The 17,674-nt window shown below is 68.9% G+C and carries 19 protein-coding genes and 1 tRNA gene; 10 read left to right on the forward strand and 10 right to left on the reverse strand.

What is annotated here, in order from left to right; translation table 11 throughout:
* Nucleotides 1-112: 112 nt before the first annotated feature.
* The gene (locus tag EKE94_RS11565) at nt 113-532 is read left to right on the forward strand and encodes a DUF1810 domain-containing protein (protein ID WP_127906753.1); all 420 of its coding nucleotides are present in this window, start codon (nt 113-115) and stop codon (nt 530-532) included.
* Between the two features lie 132 nt (nt 533-664).
* Here the strand turns inward: EKE94_RS11565 and mtaB are convergent, their stop codons facing one another.
* Together mtaB and dapF are read right to left on the reverse strand one after the other, a co-directional pair.
* Nucleotides 665-1,957 carry a tRNA (N(6)-L-threonylcarbamoyladenosine(37)-C(2))-methylthiotransferase MtaB gene (gene mtaB / locus EKE94_RS11570; RefSeq protein WP_127906754.1) on the reverse strand — a complete coding sequence of 431 codons (1,293 nt, stop codon included), beginning with the start codon at nt 1,955-1,957 and terminating at the stop codon, nt 665-667.
* Nucleotides 1,954-2,796: a diaminopimelate epimerase gene (dapF, locus tag EKE94_RS11575; protein WP_127906755.1), complete on the reverse strand. Its 843-nt coding sequence runs from the start codon at nt 2,794-2,796 to the stop codon at nt 1,954-1,956. The genes mtaB and dapF overlap by 4 nt, the downstream gene beginning before the upstream one ends.
* Before the next feature lie 95 nt (nt 2,797-2,891).
* Between dapF and EKE94_RS11580 the strand changes: the two genes are divergently transcribed.
* Nucleotides 2,892-2,967 (forward strand) — tRNA-Lys (locus EKE94_RS11580).
* 277 nt (nt 2,968-3,244) lie between these two features.
* On the opposite strand, the gene EKE94_RS11585 is transcribed toward EKE94_RS11580, so the two are convergent.
* The 3 genes from EKE94_RS11585 to EKE94_RS11595 all read right to left on the reverse strand — a co-directional run bounded on the left by EKE94_RS11585 (nt 3,245) and on the right by EKE94_RS11595 (nt 5,343).
* Nucleotides 3,245-3,841, reverse strand: a complete 597-nt coding sequence (locus tag EKE94_RS11585) for an SCO family protein (protein WP_127906756.1) — start codon at nt 3,839-3,841, stop codon at nt 3,245-3,247.
* Entirely contained in the window at nt 3,841-4,890 is a 1,050-nt protein-coding gene (locus EKE94_RS11590) for a DUF1775 domain-containing protein (RefSeq protein WP_127906757.1), read from the reverse strand. Before EKE94_RS11590 ends, EKE94_RS11585 begins: the two co-directional genes overlap by 1 nt.
* A 102-nt stretch (nt 4,891-4,992) precedes the next feature.
* A complete protein-coding gene (locus EKE94_RS11595; RefSeq protein ID WP_127906758.1) occupies nt 4,993-5,343 on the reverse strand; it encodes a hypothetical protein in 351 nt (116 codons plus the stop codon).
* A gap of 190 nt (nt 5,344-5,533) precedes the next feature.
* Here EKE94_RS11595 and EKE94_RS11600 point away from each other — a divergent pair, with 190 nt between their 5' ends.
* The 4 genes from EKE94_RS11600 to EKE94_RS11615 all read left to right on the forward strand — a co-directional run bounded on the left by EKE94_RS11600 (nt 5,534) and on the right by EKE94_RS11615 (nt 9,749).
* Nucleotides 5,534-7,405, forward strand: coding sequence for an ABC transporter ATP-binding protein (locus tag EKE94_RS11600; protein WP_127906759.1), 1,872 nt, complete (start codon nt 5,534-5,536; stop codon nt 7,403-7,405).
* The gene (locus EKE94_RS11605; protein ID WP_127906760.1) at nt 7,402-7,935 is read left to right on the forward strand and encodes a P-loop NTPase family protein; all 534 of its coding nucleotides are present in this window, start codon (nt 7,402-7,404) and stop codon (nt 7,933-7,935) included. Before EKE94_RS11600 ends, EKE94_RS11605 begins: the two co-directional genes overlap by 4 nt.
* On the forward strand, nt 7,916-9,145 hold the full coding sequence (locus EKE94_RS11610) for a class I SAM-dependent RNA methyltransferase (RefSeq protein ID WP_127906761.1): 1,230 nt from the start codon (nt 7,916-7,918) through the stop codon (nt 9,143-9,145). The genes EKE94_RS11605 and EKE94_RS11610 overlap by 20 nt, the downstream gene beginning before the upstream one ends.
* A gap of 100 nt (nt 9,146-9,245) precedes the next feature.
* On the forward strand, nt 9,246-9,749 hold the full coding sequence (locus EKE94_RS11615; protein ID WP_127906762.1) for a L,D-transpeptidase family protein: 504 nt from the start codon (nt 9,246-9,248) through the stop codon (nt 9,747-9,749).
* A gap of 116 nt (nt 9,750-9,865) precedes the next feature.
* Here the strand turns inward: EKE94_RS11615 and dalA are convergent, their stop codons facing one another.
* A complete protein-coding gene (gene dalA, locus EKE94_RS11620) occupies nt 9,866-10,381 on the reverse strand; it encodes a divisome-associated lipoprotein DalA (RefSeq protein WP_235855990.1) in 516 nt (171 codons plus the stop codon).
* 502 nt (nt 10,382-10,883) lie between these two features.
* Between dalA and EKE94_RS11625 the strand changes: the two genes are divergently transcribed.
* On the forward strand, nt 10,884-11,075 hold the full coding sequence (locus EKE94_RS11625) for a hypothetical protein (protein WP_127906764.1): 192 nt from the start codon (nt 10,884-10,886) through the stop codon (nt 11,073-11,075).
* Nucleotides 11,076-11,267: 192 nt separating this feature from the next.
* On the opposite strand, the gene hemH is transcribed toward EKE94_RS11625, so the two are convergent.
* Nucleotides 11,268-12,326: a ferrochelatase gene (gene hemH / locus EKE94_RS11630; protein WP_127906765.1), complete on the reverse strand. Its 1,059-nt coding sequence runs from the start codon at nt 12,324-12,326 to the stop codon at nt 11,268-11,270.
* A 62-nt stretch (nt 12,327-12,388) separates the two neighbouring features.
* The gene (locus tag EKE94_RS11635) at nt 12,389-13,225 is read right to left on the reverse strand and encodes a methyltransferase domain-containing protein (protein ID WP_127906766.1); all 837 of its coding nucleotides are present in this window, start codon (nt 13,223-13,225) and stop codon (nt 12,389-12,391) included.
* A gap of 30 nt (nt 13,226-13,255) precedes the next feature.
* Between EKE94_RS11635 and EKE94_RS11640 the strand changes: the two genes are divergently transcribed.
* The 3 genes from EKE94_RS11640 to EKE94_RS11650 are packed head-to-tail and all read left to right on the forward strand — an operon-like array spanning nt 13,256 to nt 15,119.
* Entirely contained in the window at nt 13,256-13,972 is a 717-nt protein-coding gene (locus EKE94_RS11640) for a ComF family protein (RefSeq protein ID WP_127906909.1), read from the forward strand.
* Nucleotides 13,973-14,010: 38 nt separating this feature from the next.
* On the forward strand, nt 14,011-14,283 hold the full coding sequence (grxC, locus tag EKE94_RS11645; RefSeq protein ID WP_127906767.1) for a glutaredoxin 3: 273 nt from the start codon (nt 14,011-14,013) through the stop codon (nt 14,281-14,283).
* 5 nt (nt 14,284-14,288) lie between these two features.
* Nucleotides 14,289-15,119, forward strand: coding sequence for a carbon-nitrogen hydrolase family protein (locus tag EKE94_RS11650; protein ID WP_127906768.1), 831 nt, complete (start codon nt 14,289-14,291; stop codon nt 15,117-15,119).
* A 104-nt stretch (nt 15,120-15,223) separates the two neighbouring features.
* Here EKE94_RS11650 and EKE94_RS11655 read toward each other — a convergent pair whose 3' ends face one another.
* Both EKE94_RS11655 and EKE94_RS11660 read right to left on the reverse strand, forming a co-directional pair.
* Complete coding sequence (locus EKE94_RS11655) at nt 15,224-15,802, reverse strand: L,D-transpeptidase (protein WP_164870899.1); 579 nt, start codon at nt 15,800-15,802, stop codon at nt 15,224-15,226.
* 282 nt (nt 15,803-16,084) lie between these two features.
* Nucleotides 16,085-17,632 carry an ABC transporter substrate-binding protein gene (locus EKE94_RS11660; RefSeq protein WP_127906769.1) on the reverse strand — a complete coding sequence of 516 codons (1,548 nt, stop codon included), beginning with the start codon at nt 17,630-17,632 and terminating at the stop codon, nt 16,085-16,087.
* Between the last annotated feature and the right edge of the window lie 42 nt (nt 17,633-17,674).

The raw sequence follows: 17,674 nt of genomic DNA on the forward strand, positions 1-17,674 counted from the left end.
TCGGGGCGGCGGCGGGGTCCACCCCGGCGGCGCGCCCCCCATCCCGGGGGGCTTTCGCGGGTCGGTCTTCGGCATCGCGCAACCGTCTGCGCGGGCCGCGCGTTAGGCGGGTATGCCCACACAGGATCTTTCCCGTTTCCACGAGGCTCAGGCGGACAGTTACGACCAGGCGCTGTCGCAGCTGCGGGCCGGGGCGAAGACCGGCCACTGGATGTGGTGGATCTTTCCGCAGCTCAAGGGCCTGGGCAGGTCCCAGACCGCGCAGCACTACGCGATCCGCGATGGTGCCGAGGCGCGCGCCTATCTGGACGATCCGGTGCTGGGCCCCCGCCTGGTCCGGGCGGCAGAGGCGATGCTGGCGCATCCCGACACCCCGCCCGAGGACATACTCGGCGGCATCGACGCGATGAAGCTGCGGTCGTCGATGACCCTCTTCGCCGCACAGCCCGGCGCCGACCCGGTCTTTGCCCGCGTGCTTGACACATTCTACGACGGCGCGCGATGCGCGCAGACACAGGCGGCGCTGGAGTAGGGTCGATTCTGCCGCGCAGCTCGTCCACGCGGGCGACCGACGCCACAGGGATCAGAGGGCCTGCAGGGCGTCACTCAGGCAGCATGGCAGGGCGGGGCGGCGCAGGCCGGGGACCGCTGCCCGGTTTGCGCCTCAGGCGACTGTCAGCGCGTCGCCATCGCGGCCTGTGACCCGGGCCTCGACAATCTGGCCCACGGGGCGATCGCTGGCAAAGCGGACCTCGGCGAAATGCTCCGTCCGGCCCATCCGGTCGCTTTCCATCAGCACCCTGTGGGTGCGCCCGACCTGCGCATCAAGATGGGCCGAGACCGCCGCGGCCCCCGCCGCCCGCAGGCGTGCGGCCCGGTCACGGATTGCCCGGCCGTCGACCTGCGGCATCTTCGCCGCGGGCGTGCCCGGACGGGGCGAGTAGGGGAAGACGTGCAACCATGTCAGGCCGCACTCCTCGACCAGACGCAGGCTGTCGGCGAACATCTCCGCGGTCTCGGTCGGAAAGCCCGCGATGATGTCGGCGCCGAAGGTCATGTCGGGGCGCAGGCGCCGCGCCTCCTGGCAGAAGGCGATGGCATCGCCGCGCAGGTGGCGCCGCTTCATCCGTTTCAGGACCATGTCGGCGCCCGCCTGCAACGACAGGTGCAGGTGCGGCATCAGCCGCTCTTCCTCGGCCAGCGCGGCCATCAGCGCGGGGTCGGCCTCGATCGAATCGATGGATGAGATTCGCAGGCGGGGCAGGTCGGGCACCAGTTTCAGGATCCGGCGCACCAGGTCGCCCAGCCGCGGGGTGCCCGGCAGGTCCGCGCCCCAGCTCGTCAGGTCGACGCCCGTCAGAACGACCTCGTTGAACCCCTCGGCGGCCAGGCGCCGGATCTGGTCCACCACGACGCCCGCGGGGACCGAGCGGGAATTGCCCCGGCCATAGGGGATGATGCAGAAGGTGCAGCGGTGATCGCAGCCGTTCTGGACCTGGACATAGGCCCGGCTGCGGGTGCCGAAGCCGTCGATCAGGTGGCTGGCCGTTTCACGCACCGACATGATGTCGTCGACCAGCACACGTTCGGTCTCGCCCGTGAAATCAGGGGCGAGGCGGGCCCAGGTCGCGGGCGCCATCTTTTCCGAGTTGCCGACCACGTGGTCGACCTCGTCCATCGCGGCAAAGCTGTCGGGGTCGGTCTGCGCGGCGCAGCCCGTCACGATCAGCCGCGCGGAGGGGTTGTCGCGGCGCAGGCGCCGGATGTCCTGCCGTGCCTTGCGCACCGCCTCGGACGTTACGGCGCAGGTGTTGACGATCACCGCGTCGCCCAGTCCCGCCTCGGTCGCCAGGCGCTTCATCGCCTCGGTTTCGTAGGCATTCAGCCGGCAGCCATGGGTCGAGAACACCGGCGCGGACAGGTTCGGCAGCTTCAGCTTGGGGTCGGGCGCGTTCATGCCGGGGCCTCCAGGAATTCGGGGGTCAGCACGCCGTCGAAGACATGCGCGGTGGGGCCGGTCATCCAGACGCCGTCGTCGCGCCAGTCGATGTCGAGCATGCCGCCATCCAGTCGCACCGTCACCCGCCGCCCGGTAAGCCCGCGCCGTGCGGCCGCCACCGCCGCGGCAGACGAACACGACCCCGATGCCAGCGTGATGCCGGTGCCGCGTTCCCAGATCCGCACCCGGATCTCGGTGTCCGACAGCACCTGCACGACCTCGACATTGGTGCGCTCGGGGTAAAGCGGGTGATGCTCATGCGCGGGGCCGAATTCGGGCAGGTCCACCGCCTCGGCATCCGCGACGAAAAAGGTGCAATGCGGGTTGCCCATGCCGGTGGCGACAGGGTCGCCCGCGATCGGCAGGTGCAGCGTATCCATCGCCCGGGCCAGCGGCACCGCGTCCCAGTCCAGAAGCGGCGGACCCATGTTGACCGAGGTCAGGCCACCCCCCGCGTCACGCGCCGTCAGCAGTCCGCGTTCCGTGCGCAGCGACAGCGCGGTCGCGCCGGTTTCGTCAAGCAGGCGCCGCGCGATGCAGCGGGTGGCGTTCCCGCAGGCGGCCGACAGCGATCCGTCGGCATTGTAGAAGGTCAGCCGGGCGTCGGCATCGCCGGCATCGGTTTCGATCACCGCCAGCTGGTCGAATCCGACGCCCCTGTGCCGGTCGCCCAGGGCCTGCACCAGCCGCGGCTGCGGCGGGGAGCCGCCGGCCCGCAGGTCGAGCACGACGAAATCGTTTCCAAGGCCGTGCATCTTGGCAAAGGGAATCCCGGGGGTGTGGCGCGTGTCGGTCATGGCGCGCGCTATACGCTTGTCTTCAGGTCATTGAAAGTCCCGCGCGGTTTGGGGTTGACCCCCCCGGCCACCCCGTCTAGGAGAGCGCCTCGAGTGGGCCGTTAGCTCAGTTGGTAGAGCAACTGACTTTTAATCAGTGGGTCGCAGGTTCGAATCCTGCACGGCTCACCACTGATCTTCCTGACAGATGACGCCGACTGTGTCGCGCTTGGCAGACACCCCTCCCTGCAGGGTCGGACGTCCGGCACGCGTCGAAGCGCGGCGGCATGCCGTGCGAAACGCCTGCGCTGCGCGATGGGCGGAGGTGATGCCGGGCCGGCCAGGCGACGGCACTGCGATCCTTTTGGGGAAGTGCGCGCGCCCTTCGCGCCCCCGCCCCACCGCCTTGCGAGAGGGGAGAGCAGTCCGGGGCGCGCGCCCGCGTAGGTGGGGCGCGCCCCGGGGGTGGTCAGGCCGCGAAGAGGCGGCGCAGCTTGTCCAGCGCGCGGTCGGGGCCTTCGCCGTAGCCTATGGGCTCGAACAGCCGACCCTCCGCGTCGAAGAGCAGCACGTTGGCCGAGTGGTCCATCGTGTAGTCTCCGCCCTCCAGCGGGACCTTGCGGGCGTAGATGTGGAAGGCATCGATGGCCTTGTCGATCTCGTCCCGCGAGCCGGTCACCCCGGCGACGCCCGGCACCCACGACACGTAGTCGCCCAGCACGTCTGCCGTGTCCCTCTCGGGATCCACGGTGACGAAGAAGACGCGCAGGTCGCGGTCCTCTTCGGCCAGCGCGTCCTGCCAGGTGGCGATGTCCCCCAGCGTGGTGGGGCAGACCTCGGGGCAGTGGGTGAAGCCGAAGAACACCGCCGATGGCGCGCCCTTCAGCGACGCCTCGGTAAAGCGATCACCGTCGGTGGTCGTCAGCTCGTAATCGCCCCGGCCGAAATTGCCCGCGACGGCGGCGCTGAGCCGGGGCTCGATCACCTGCAGCCAGAGGATGGCAGCAAGCGCCACCGCCACCGCGACCCAGAGCGCGAGGCGCAGCTTGCCGATACGTGCGAGCATCAGTGCATCCCCTCGTGCCCCGCGCCGGTCGCGTTGGGCGCACCGATCGCCAGCGGCAGCGTGACCTCGCCAGCCGTCTCGAAGGTCAGGGTGACGTCGACCGTCTCGCCTTCGACCAGCGGGGCGGCAAGCTCCATCAGCATCAGGTGATAGCCGCCGGGTTGCAGGGCAACGGTGTCGCCTGCGGGAATCGGCAGGCCGTCGGCCAGTTCGCGCATCCGCATCACGTCGCCGTCCATGTCCATCTCGTGGATCTCGACCCGGCCGGCGGCGGGAGAGGTGGCCGCGATCAGCCGGTCGTCGGTGTCTCCGTCGTTGGTGACGGTCAAAAAGCCGCCGCCCACCGGGGCATTGGGCAGCGTCGCGCGGGTAAAGGCCGAAGACAGCGTGAGGTCGCCGAGGGTGACATCCGCGGTCGCCCCCGCAGCCTGCGCCTGCATGGCGTGACCGTCGCTGCCATGGTCGTGTGCGGCATGATCCTGCGCGGCATGATCGTGGGTGTGCCCATGATTGTGCCCGTGATCGTGACCATGGGCGGGCGCCGTCGGGGCTTCGGCCAGCGTCAGGGCCGGTGCGGGTTTGCCGTCATGCCCGCCCGAGGTATCGGTCCAGGCCTCTTCGCCCGTGGCGCAGGTCTGCACCGTGGGCATGTAGAGGACCGCACCGGGCGCAAGTTCGGCCCCGAGGGCGGCGCGAAAGCTGAATTCGTCGTAGAAGTCATCGGGCAGCGACCCGCCCGACCAGGTAATGCTGCGCACGCCTTCGGTCATCTCGGTGCCGTGATTGTCATAGGGCGTGGCATAGGCCCCGGTTTCGGTGTCGATCTCCCATCCCGCGTGGGGCATGGGCTTTGCCGCGTAGACGCCCTCGGGCAGCTCGACGCGGATCTCTTCGGTGGCTTCGCCGTCGCAGCCATGCGGCACCCGCAGGGTCAGCTTGGTGGTGGCGCCGGGCGCGGACTTTTCGGCCACCACGGTGACGTGCGCGATGGCGGCGGGGGCCAGCAGGGCAAGGCCCGCGGCGGTGCAGGTGATCTGAGCAAGTTTCATAGGTTCGTCCATGACCGGGCAGCCGCCGCAAGGGACGCGCGCTGCCGTTGAAAGAAGGGCGGACCGCTCAACGCGGGCCGCGGGATCCTGGGGTGGTGTCGGTCAGACGAAGCGGGGTGGCGCGCGGGCCGAAATCGCGGGGTCGCGAAAGTCGGGTCCGTGCAGCAGGTCGCCGCGTGGGATCGGCGCGGTGCCCGGGAATTCCATCGCGCGGGCAAGGACGGCGCGCGACAGGGGCGGTTCGGGCAGCAGGTGGCAGAAGGGGCAGCGGTGGTCGTGACCCGCCTCGTCGCCGCAGAGATCGAGGTCGGCGATACCGAGCGCCGCGAGGGTCGCCGCCTGCGCGGCCTCGGCCCGGTCGGGCGCCATCTGCGCCGCGGACAACGCCGACGCCACCGCGATCGCCAGGATGGCGCAGAGGGTGAAGAGACGAGGGGCGATCCGGCGAAGCATGGCAGCATCTAGCCGAACGTCAGAGCCGGTGAAAAGGGGCGGAGTGACGCGGGCGCTTTCAGCCCCCTGCCCGACCCCCGCGCAGGGCCTGCGCCGACGGAGGCGGCCCACCGCCGAAGCCGGGCGGAATCCACCGGGGGCGGGGCGGTTCGTTGTTGCCCCTGTCCGGCAAAGGCATAGATAAGCGCCGATGACCTTCCCCGCGCCCACAGCTTCACCGGCCGGAGTCTTCCGCAGGCTTGCCGACGTGATCGATGCCTTCCGCCCTGCGGACGGGCCGCCGCCGCGCACGCTGATGGCGTTCGCGCGATGGGCGTTGCGCGGGGCGTGGAAGTGGCTTTGGATCGCGGCCGCCTGTTCGGCCGCCGCCGGCGTGGCCGAGGTCGTGACGGCGGTGCTGCTGGGGCAGGTGATCGACGTGGCGCTGGCCTCGGACCCCGCCCGGCTGTTTTCCGAGAACGCGGGCTTCATGATCGCCGTGGCGGCGTTCTTCCTGATCCTGCGGCCGGTGCTCTTCGGGCTGTCCTCGGCCTCGAACTCGATCATCGTGGCGCCGAACGTCAATCCTCTGGTCCTGTCGCGGCTGCACCGCTGGACGCTGGGGCAGGCGGTGACCTTCTTCGACAACGACTTTGCCGGGCGTATCGCGCAGAAACAGATGCAGACCAGCCGCGCGATCACCGAGGTCGCGAGCGAGGTCATCAACGTCGTGTTCTTCGCGCTGGCCTCGCTGATCGGGTCGGCGCTGCTGCTGACGACGATCAACTGGGTGATGGCGGTGGCGCTGTTCGTGTGGCTGGGCGCGTATATCGGGCTGATCCGCTGGTTCATGCCGCGCATCCGCCTGCGCGCGCAGGGCCGCGCGGCCAGCCGGGCGATGGTGTCGGGGCAGGTCGTCGACACCATCACCAACATCAAGACGGTGAAGCTGTTCGCCCATGCCGAATTCGAGGATCGCGCGGCGCTGGGCGCGATCTCGACCTTCCGCGACCGGGTGATCGAATTCGGGCTGGTCTCGGCCAGCTTCCGCTTTGCGCTGATGTCGCTGGCGGGGATCCTGCCCGTGGTGCTGGTGGGGGGCACGCTGGCGCTTTGGGGGCAGGGCGCGGCCTCGACCGGGGACATCGCCGCGGCGGGCGCGATTTCCATCCGTATCGCGCAGATGACCGGCTGGGTCAGCTTCACGCTGATGGGGATCTACGCCAACATGGGCGAGGTCGAGGACGGGATGAACACCCTGACCCCGCCGCACGCGCTGACCGACCGGGCCGGGGCGGTCGACCTCGATACCGGGGGCGAGATCCGGTTCGACGACGTCACGTTTGCCTACGGGCAGGAAAAGGGCGGCGTGCGCGACATCGACCTGACCATCGGCAAGGGCCAGAAGGTCGGCATCGTCGGCGCCTCGGGCGCGGGCAAGTCGACGCTGGTGGCCCTGCTTCTGCGGCTCTACGAGACCGAGGAAGGCGCGGTGCGCATCGACGGGCACGACGTGAACACCGTCACGCAGGAAAGCCTGCGGCGCCAGATCGGGATGGTCACGCAGGAAACCGCGATGTTCAACCGCTCGGCGCGGGACAACATCCTTTACGGTCGGCCGGACGCCACCGACGAGGAGATGTTCGAAGCCGCCCGCCGGGCCGAGGCGCACGACTTCATCCTCGACCTCACCGATTTCAAGGGCCGCACCGGCTATGACGCGCATCTGGGCGAGCGGGGGGTCAAGCTGTCGGGTGGGCAGCGGCAGCGCATCGCGCTGGCCCGCGCGATCCTGAAGGACGCGCCGATCCTCGTGCTGGACGAAGCGACAAGCGCGCTCGACAGCGAGGTCGAGGCGGCGATCCAGTCCGCACTCGACCGGGTGATGGAGGGCAAGACGGTGCTGGCCATCGCCCACCGCCTGTCGACCATCGCGCAGATGGACCGGATCATCGTGCTCGAGGCCGGGCGCGTCGTCGAACAGGGCACGCATTCCGAGCTTCTTGCGCTGGACGGTGTCTATGCCCGCTATTGGCGGCGGCAGTCGGGCGGCTTCATGAACTTCGAGGATCCGACCGCGTGAAACGGGTGATGATCGTGGGCGGCCCGGGGTCGGGCAAAAGCACGCTCGCCCGCCAGCTGGGCGAGGCGACTGGCCTGCCCGTCGTGCATATCGACAAGATTCACTGGAAACCCGGCTGGATCGAACGCAGCACGGAAGAAAAGACCCGGATGTGCCGCGAGGTGCACGCCCGCCCCGAGTGGATCTTTGAAGGGGGCCATTCGCGGACGTGGAACGACCGTGCCGCGCGGGCGGATACGCTGATCTGGCTGGATCTGCCGGTGGGCCTGCGTCTGTGGCGGGTGCTGCGCCGCTGGCTGGCATGGCGCGGGCGGACGCGGCCGGATCTTCCCGCGCTCTGCCCCGAAAAGCTGGATGCCGAGTTCCTTGGCTTCATCCTGCGGACGCGCGTGCCGAACCGCAATCGTGTCGCGCAGCTGATCGCGCAGAATCCGCATTTGAACGTGTCCCACCTGCGCAGGCCCCGCGATGTGCGGACCTACCTGTCGGGCTGGACGTCGGAGGCACCCGATGCCGCAATTTCGTATTGAGCGCCTTGGCCATCTGGGCGACGGCATCGCCCGCGGCCCGGACGGGGCACCCGTCTTTGCCGCCCGCACCCTGCCGGGCGAACTGATCGAGGGCGAGGTCACGGGCGACCGCATCGCCGCGCCGCGCATCGTTGAGCCTTCGTCCGAGCGGGTGTCGCCGCCCTGCCGTCATTACCGGGCCTGCGGCGGATGTGCGCTGCAACACGCCGCCGACCCCTTCGTCGCGGGGTGGAAGGCGGATGTCGTGCGTGCCGCGCTGGCCGCCCATGATCTGGATGCGCCGATCCGCGGCATTGCCACCTCCCCTGCGAACTCGCGTCGCCGGGCGGTCCTGTCGGGGCATCGCACGAAGAAGGGCGCGCTGGTTGGGTTCCACGGCCGCGCCTCGGAAACCCTGACCGAGATCCCGGGATGCCTCGTCCTGCGGCCCGAAATCCTGGCCGCCCTGCCTGCGTTCGAACGGTTGGTGGTTCTCGGCGGGTCGCGCAAGGGCGAGATGGCGCTGCACGTGACGCTTTCCGAGGACGGGCTCGATCTGGCGGTGTCGGGGGGCAAGCCGCTCGACCGCGACTTGCGCGTGGCGCTTGCCGACTGGGTCGGGCAAGCGGACGTGGCGCGGCTGACGTGGAACGGCGAGCAGCTGGCCGAGGCGCGGCCGCCCGGCCAGACGCTGGGCACGGCCCGCGTGGTGCCGCCCGCGGGCGCCTTCCTGCAGGCCACGCGCGACGGACAGGCGGCACTGACCGCGGCGGTGACCGAGGCGGTTGGCAACGCCGACCGGGTGGTCGACCTGTTCGCCGGGGGGGGCACCTTCGCCCTGCCGCTGGCCGCACGCGCCGAGGTGCACGCGGTCGAGGGCGACGCGGCGATGCTGGCGGCGCTGGACCGCGGCTGGCGCCACGCCCCGGGCCTGCGCCGGGTGACGACCGAGACGCGCGACCTGTTCCGCCGTCCGATTCTGCCCGATGAGCTGTCGCGCTTCGATGCCGCCGTGATCGACCCGCCCCGCGCGGGCGCCGAGGCGCAGACCGACGCGCTGGCCGAGGCCGGGCCCGCGACCATCGCCGCGGTATCCTGCAACCCCACGACCTTTGCCCGCGATGCGGCACGTCTGGTGCGGGCGGGATACGGGCTGGACTGGATCGCTGTGGTCGACCAGTTCCGCTGGTCCACGCATGTGGAACTGGCGGCGCGGTTTTCCCGCCACTGACGGCACTTCGTCGCGCACCGATCACGCGATCGCGAGTTCCGGGTGCCTGCCGTCGCCGTTATAGTCCCCCGAAATCACAAAAATCGGGGCAGTAAATTCCATGAGTATCTTCCGCTGGGTCGGAGTCTTCCTGCTGGTGGCATTGATTTCGGGCTGCGGCGGGGACTCGAAGTTCCGCACGTATAACGGCCCCGAGGTCACGCGGGTCATCGTGATGAAGAACAAGCGGGAAATGTACCTGATGCACGGCTCGAAGAAGCTGAAAAGCTACGACATCGGGCTGGGCTTCGCCCCCGTCGGCGACAAGTGGGTCGAAGGCGACGGTCGCACGCCCGAAGGCACCTACATCATCGACCGCCGCAACCCCAACAGCCGCTACCACCTGTCGGTCGGCATGAACTATCCTAACGTGATCGACGTCGCGCAGGCGAAGGCGCTGGGTCAGCGCCCCGGCGGCGACATCTTCATCCACGGCCAGGGCCCCTACTACAAGAAGGGTGCGCCGCGCGACTGGACGGCCGGATGCATCGCCGTGACCGACCGCCAGATGGAAGACATCTACGCGATGGTGAAGGACGGCACCCCGATCACCATCCTGCCCTGATCCAAGGTCGGTGAGCGCGGCCCGCCTGGCCCGCCTGCGTTCGGGGTCCGTACGGGCGCCTGAACGCAGGCAAAAACCGGCCCCTCCGCCCGCGGGGAAGGGGCCGCGGTCCGGGGTCAGGTCCCGGTGATCATGGTCCACCAGATCTTGCCGTTGGGCTCCTGGAACCACGACACGCCCATGTTGCGGGCGCGGGGATCCATCACCGTCTTGCGCGTCGGGCCTTCGTCCATCCACGCGGTGAGGGTCTGAAGCTCGGTCTCGTAGGTTTCCGAGATGTTTTCGCCCACCACCGTGCCGGTGTACCCCGCGCGACGCACCCGGTCGATCGGAGAGGACCCGTCCGAGCCGAAGTGCCACGGCCGGTTCTGGATCGACATGTCGCGCGCATGCGTGGCGGCGGCGGCGTTCATCGCGGCGTTCAGTTGCAGCGCCGGGAGGCCCGCGGCCTGCCGTAGCGCGTTGGCCGCATCCAGCACGCGATACTGCACGTCGTCGGTGTCGGCCTCGGTCAGGCGATAGGCGCGGCCCACGGGTTCGCCATCCGGGCCCACCTGGACCGGCGGCAGAGGCGCCGCGCAGGCGGCAAGCAGAAGGGCGGCAGGCAGGCCAAGGGCGAAAACGCGTCTCAAGTTCTTATCCCCGTTGCAGATCAGGCCGGAATCTACCCGCAAACGCGCGGTGCCGAAACCCCGCCCGCGGCCTGCGGCGGGGCCGGACGGCGCGCGGGACGGATCGAATGGGCCGACGGACTGCCGGGCGATTCCCTCGCTGGCCGACATAGCCGAGCCTGTCGCCCGGGGGGGAGGAAAATCCGCAATGCGGCCCCCCGGATCACGCAGATATGTTGCCCGGGCGGGCCACGAGGCCCGGCTATCGGGGAAGATGCGGTCCGGCATCGCCCGATGGTTGCGCAGTTTGCGACAGTGCCGCGCGTCGCGATGCGCGGCATAGCGGCAACAGGATGCAAAGTGTTGCCAATATGACGAAATTCAACGCTGGCGGAACTTTAGCGGGCGTGTCCACATTTGCAACGTGCCTGCAATGCTGCTTAAACGCAGGAACGAGGTACAGTCTTGGGTGCCTGCAACCGATATTTAGAAAAACGGACGCAGGCGAATACTGGAGGATAGTATGAAGAAACTCGCTCTCGCCACCGCGCTTTCGGTCGCCGCTACCGGTGCTTTCGCTGGCGGTCTGGCTCCTCAGCCGGCCCCCGTCATGGAAGCCCCCGTTGTCGTCGAAGAAACCAGCTCGTCGTCGGGCGGCATCGTCGTTCCGCTGCTGCTGCTGGCCGTCGTCGCCGCTGTGGTCGCCAACGACTAATCGTCTCACGACGGTTCGAAAGACTTAAAACGGCGGGCCTTCGGTCCGCCGTTTTTATTTGGCCAGAGCGTTATCTGACCAACGCGCTATCTGCCCAACGCGTTATGCGCCCGAATATCGCTTCGCCCGGAACCGGCGCGGTGATGCGCCTGCCGGGCAGGATAGGCGCCGGTGGACCCGGCGCCCGGCGGTTCAGCCCACCCAGCCGGCAAGGTTCTCCTCGATCACCGCGGCCAGCACGTCGATATGCGCGGGCTCGTCGTTGAGGCAGGGGATATAGGCGAATTCTTCCCCTCCCGCCTCGACAAAGCTGTCGCGAATCTCGGCGTTGATCTCTTCCAGCGTCTCGATGCAGTCGGCCGAAAACGCGGGTGCCATCACCGCGATGCGCTTCTTGCCGGCGCGGGCCAGGCGCGCAACCTCTTCTACCGTGTAGGGCTTCAGCCACTCCTCGGGGCCGAATTTCGACTGGAAGGTCGTGGCGATGCGGTCGTCGCTCCAGCCCAGAGCCTCTTTCAGCAGGCGCGTCGTCTTCTGGCACTGGCAGTGATAGGGATCGCCCTCTTTCAGGTAGCGCTCGGGCAGGCCGTGGTACGAGCACAACAGGATGTCGGGCTCCTGAGCCATGTCGGCATAGGCACGGCGCACCGACCCCGCAAGCGCCGCGATATAGTCGGGCCGGTCGAAATAGGGCGGCACGGTGCGGCTGGCGGGCTGCCAGCGTTCCTTCATCAGCGCGCGGAAAAAGGCGTCGTTCGCCGTCGCCGTCGTGGCGCCCGCGTATTGCGGATAGAGGGGGAAGAACAGGATGCGTTCGCACCCCGCCTCGACCATCCGCTTCAGCGTCGCCGCCGTCGCGGGGTTGCCGTAGCGCATCGCGAATTCGACCTGCACCTGGTCGCCGAATCGGCCGGCGAACCGCTCGCGCAGCTTGGCGGTCTGGCTTTTGGTGATGGTCATGAGGGGGCTTTCATTCGCCTCCTCGTTCCAGATCGTGCGGTAGGCCGCGCCCGAGGTGAAAGGCCGTTTCGACAGGATCACCGTCTGCAAAAGCGGCTGCCAGACCCAGGGCGAGTAGTCGATGACCCGCCGGTCCGACAGGAACTCGCCCAGGTAGCGCCGCATCGACCGGTAGTCTGTGCCGTCCGGCGTCCCGAGGTTGGCGACCAGCACGCCGACCCGCTTGGGCGGCAGGGCTGGGTGATCGGCGGGCGCATGCTCCGGCGTCTTCCGGGGGGCCTGGTCCTGCATCACGGTCTCTCCTGTCCAGCCGTTGGGGGTCTGGTCCCGAGATAACCGACTTGCGCCTCCGGTCAATCGCGGCGCGGCGTCGCGGTGTCCCCGGCCTGCTGCTCGTCGGTGCCAAGCGCATCGGCAAGTCGCTGTCGGGCCGAGCCTGGGCGCAGGGGTTGCTGCTGGGTCGACGACGGCGCCCACCCCGACAGGAACACCAGTTCGAACGTCGCGGCGATGCCCCCTTCGGACGGGAAGTTCTCGGCGTAAAGCGCGGCGGCCAGAGGGAACAGGGCGCGCGGGGGCGGGCGCCGGTCGCGCTCGGCCAGGGCGTTGGCCTCGCCCATGTGGCGCAGTTCGTGCATCAGTCGAAATGCATCGGCGTAGCGCGTGGCCAGCGGCAGGGAATCCGCCACCGGCAGGGCGAATCCCGCCCGCTGCAACAGCGCGCCCAGGTCACGAATCTCGGCCATCGGCGCGATCCGCGGGGACAGGCCGCCGGTGATCCGGCTTTCCGCCTCGGCCAGCGCGGTGCGCAGCTCGTGCAGCGTGCGTCCGCCCGGCAGCACGGCGATCGCCAGGCCGTCGGGCTGCAGCGACCGGCGCATCTGCACCAGCTGGCCCACGGGATCATTGGCCCAGTGCAGCGACATCGCGTGGATGGCCAGGTCATGCGCCTGCTCCTGCAGGTCCAGGATCTCGTCATCCGGAACGATCTTCGCCTGCGGAAAGGCCGCGGCCCAGGGTTTGGGCTGTCCGGTGATGATGCAGGGGCGCGTAAACGTCCTGTTAACGTCGATGAGCTTCTCCTTGACCTCGAGGATCGCCTCGTCGTGCAAAAACAGCGCGGTGTCGCGGGTGCGGCGGCGGTGCGCGGCCAGCGTGGCGATATCGGTCAGGGTCGGAGGGCTTTGCATGACCAGTCAGATAGGCCTGGCCCGCGCATGATGCAAAGCCTTCTGTCCCTGATCTATCCGCACCATTGCGCGATTTGCGACACGCCTGTCGCGGCGCCGGGGCTGTGCGGCCCCTGCTGGCGCGACATGCCGTTCCTGACGGGGCTGGTCTGCGACGCTTGCGGCGCGGCGCTGCCGGGCGACGAACCCGACGGGCGGGCGGTGCGCTGCGATGCCTGCCTTGCCGCCCCGCCCCCGTGGGAGGCGGGGCGCGCCGCGCTGAGCTATGCCGGATCGGCGCGGCGGCTGGTGCTGGCGCTGAAGCATGGCGACCGGCTCGACCTGACCGGACCGGCGGCGGGCTGGATGCTTGCGGGGGCGGGCCCGATGATCCGCGCGGGGCAGGTCATGGTGCCGGTGCCGGTGCACTGGACCCGCCGGATCGCCCGCCGCTACAATCAGGCGGCCCTGCTGTCGCGGGCCGTGGCGCGGTTGGCTGGCGGGCGGTCGGCGCCGCAGGCCCTGATCCGCGTCGCGCGCACGCCCTCGCAGGACGGACTGAACCGGGCGCGGCGCTTTGCCAACCTTGAGGGGGCGATCCGCCCGCATCCCCGCCTGGGCGCTGTTCTGCGCGGGGCGGACGTGGTGCTGATCGACGACGTGATGACCTCGGGTGCGACGCTCTGGGCCGCGACCCGCGCGGCGCAGGCGGCCGGGGCGGCCCGGGTTTCGGTGCTGGTACTGGCGCGCGTCGCCCCGGAGACTTAGGTTCTGCGTAACACTCTTCGCAAAAGGACCGCCCCCGCATGGCCATGATCGAAATCTATACCCGCCCGATGTGCGGCTTCTGCCAAGCCGCCAAGCGCCTGCTGGACAAGAAGGGCGCGAGCTATTCCGAAATCGACATCGGCCGCGACCCCGATCAGAAGGCGGTGATGATCGACCGGGCCAAGGGTGGGCGCACATTCCCGCAGATCTTCATCGACGGCACCCATATCGGCGGCTGCGACGAGCTTTACGCGCTGGATGCCGCGGGCAAGCTGGACCCGATGCTGACCGGCAGCGCCGCGCAGGGCTAGGACCGATGCGCGCCGCCCTGATCCAACTGCAAAGCTCGGACGACCCGCAGGCCAACCTGGCCGTGACCGAGGGCTATGTGCGCGACGCCGCGGCCGGGGGCGCGGGCTTTGTCCTGACGCCCGAGGTCACGAACTGCGTCTCGGCCTCGCGCAGCCGGCAACTGGCGGTGCTGCAGCCCGAAGCTACGGACCCGACGCTGGCGCGGATGCGCGAGGTGGCGCGGGACTGCGGCATCTGGCTGCTTCTGGGCTCACTCGCGGTGAAGACCGACGACCCCGATGGGCGCTTTGCAAACCGGTCTTTCCTGATCGGTCCCGACGGTACCGTCGCCGCGCGCTATGACAAGATCCACATGTTCGATGTCACGGTCAGCGAGACCGAGACCTACCGCGAATCCGCCGGGTATCGTCCGGGCGACCGAGCCGTGCTGGCCCGGACACCCTTGGGCCGGATCGGGATGACGATCTGCTACGATGTACGGTTCCCGGCGCTTTACCGGGCGCTGGGGCAGGCGGGGGCGCAGATCCTGACGGTGCCGTCGGCGTTCTCTCCGGTCACGGGGGCGGCGCACTGGGAAACCCTGCTGCGCGCCCGTGCCATCGAATGTGGCGCCTATGTGCTGGCGCCGGCGCAATGCGGGACCCATGCCGCGACCGAGGGGCGCGCCCGCAGCACCCACGGGCATTCCCTTGCCGTCGCGCCCTGGGGCGAGGTGCTGGCCGATGGCGGCACCGCGCCGGGCATCACCCTGGTCGATCTAGACCTGGACGAGGTCGACAGGGCCCACGCCCGCGTCCCCTCGCTTACCCATGACAGGGAGTTTGCCGGGCCGTGACCTTCGCACCGGCGACCTGAAAACGAAACCGGGCCGCGCTTGGAAGCAAGCGGGCCCGGCAAAGGGGGCCTGAAGGCCCGTGAGCCTGCAGGCCCGTGAGGCGATCAGCCGAAGGCGTTGCGGTAGACCTTGACCGACGCGCCGACCTCGACCCGCTGGTAGAGGTCGACGATGTCGTCGTTGATCAGCCGAACGCAGCCCGAAGACACGGCGGTGCCGATCGTCCAGGGCTGCGGCGTGCCGTGGATGCGATACATCGTGTCGCGCCCGTTGCGATAGAGATACAGCGCGCGCGCCCCCAGCGGGTTGTCCGGGCCGCCCGGAACGCCGCCGGCGAATTTCGCATAGGTCTCGGGCTCGCGGTCGATCATGTTCTGCGTGGGCGTCCAGCTGGGCCACTCGGCCTTGCGCTGGATCGTGGCATTGCCCTGGAAATTGCGGCCCGCCTCGCCCACGGCGACATGATACTCGATGGCCTCGCCCGGCGCGGTGATGAAGTACAGGTGAAAGATGTCGGGAAAGACGTGGATCGACCCGGGCTCGACGTCGTAGCGCACCTGCACCCGGCGCGGCCGCATCTCTTCGAGCGAGTGGTGCGGCTCGAACACGTTGGCCCGGGCGGCCAGAGGGGCGACGCCCAAGCTGGCTGTCGCGGACAGGATGAAGTTGCGGCGGGTCGTCATCAGGTCAGGCTCCTCAGAAATCGTCACCGGCGGATAACCGCGGAGAGACCGCCCGGCAGCGGCGGCCATCCTCCTGTGGCATCCGAATCGCGCGAAGTAAACGCAAGGGGATGCGAATCGACCCCGCTCACAAAGGGTTGAGCTTTGGCGGTCGCGGTCAGCGGCCTGCCGAGGGGACCTCGGCAGCGGGGCATGGAGCACGGAACGCCCCCCGCGAAACGCGAACGCGGCGCGAAGGGGAACCCTCGCGCCGCGTTTCCGGCCCGGACGGGGCGGGTGATTTTAGCCCGTGAACCACCAGCGTTCGGCAAGGCGGTTGTTGTCGGCCTTGAAGAGGTTGCCAATCGCTTCGCCATGGCCCAGCCGAGTCGAGGCGGCGCCGGTCAGGTTGGCATACATCGGCACGATATAGCCGCCGTCCTCGCTCAGCATCTTCTGCATGTCGCGGTAGATCTCGGCCCGCTTTTCGCTGTCCAGCTCGCCGCGCGCCTCGATCAGCCATTTCTGGAACTGCTCGTTGTCCCAGTGGGTGTCGTTCCACGGAGCGCCGGCTTCGAGCGCGGAGGAGAACATCCAGTCCTCGGTCGCGCGGCCGGACCAGTAGGACAGGCACCAGGGCTTTTTCAGCCAGACGTTCGACCAGTAGCCGTCGGCGGGTTCCTGGATGACCGAGACGTTGATGCCGGCCACACCCAGGGAGGCCTGCGCCAGCTGCGCGGCGTCGATGGCGCCGTTGAACGCGGTGCTCGCGGCCGAAAGCTCGACATTGATCGAATCGAGGCCCGCCTGCTTGAGGTGGTATTTCGCCTGATCGGGGTCAAAGGCCAGCTGTTCGAGGTCTTCGGCGTAATACTGGTTGGCGGGGCCGATGGGGTGGTCGTTGCCGACCATGCCGTGGCCCTGCAGGATCTTCTGCACCATCTCTTCGCGGTTGATGCCGTACTTGATCGCCCGGCGCACGTTGACGTCGTCGAAGGGCGCCGTGTCGGTCAGCATCGGCATGGTGTACTGGTGGTTGCCCGTGACCTCGAAGACCTCGATCATCGGGTTCTGCCGCATCAACGGCTCGGTCTTGAAGTCGATGTCGTTGATCACGTCGACCTGGCCGGTCATCAGAGCGTTCATCCGGGCCGAGGGGTCGTTGATCGCGATGATCTCGATCTCGTCGAACCAGCCGGCTTCGCCGTCCTTGTAGTGGCTGTCGACGCGGGTGCCGACGAAGCGCACGCCGGGGTCGAAGCTTTGCACGCGGTAAAGGCCGGTGCCGATGCCCTTGGCGATCGCCTCCTCGATCTGGCCCGCGGGATAGATCAGCAGGTGGTAGTCGGACAGCAGGAAGGGGAAATCGGCGTTGCCGGTGGGCAGGGTGAACTGCACCTGCAGGTCACCGGTCTTCTTCATCTCGACGCCTTCGACGATCGGCGCGGCGGCCGATTTCGAGCCTTCGGCGACGTGCAGCTGCAGCGATTCGATCACGTCGTCGGCGTTGAACGGCTTGCCGTTGTGGAAGGTCACGCCGTCGCGCAGGTTGAACGTCCAGGTCTTGGCGTCGGAGGAGGCCTCCCAGTCGGTGGCGAGTTCGCCGACCAGGCTGCCCTCGGCGCTGACCTGGGTCAGGCTGTCGAAGACCGCGCCCTGCGCCGAAGAGGTCATGAAGATGTCGGAATGGGTCCGGCTGTCCCAGCTGTCCGAGGTGTTGGCGCCGTTCAGGCCCATGCGCAGGCGTCCGCCGCGCTTGGCGTCTTGCGCGCGCAGCGGCAGGCCCGAGGCTGCAAGGACACCCGCGGCGGCGCCGGTGCGCAGCAGGCCACGTCTGGAAATATTGGTCATTGGTCTCTCCCGTATCTCTTGGTCTGTTCTTGTCTCTCGCGC

This window comes from Mesobaculum littorinae (assembly GCF_004011175.1).
GTDB lineage: Bacteria > Pseudomonadota > Alphaproteobacteria > Rhodobacterales > Rhodobacteraceae > Tranquillimonas > Tranquillimonas littorinae.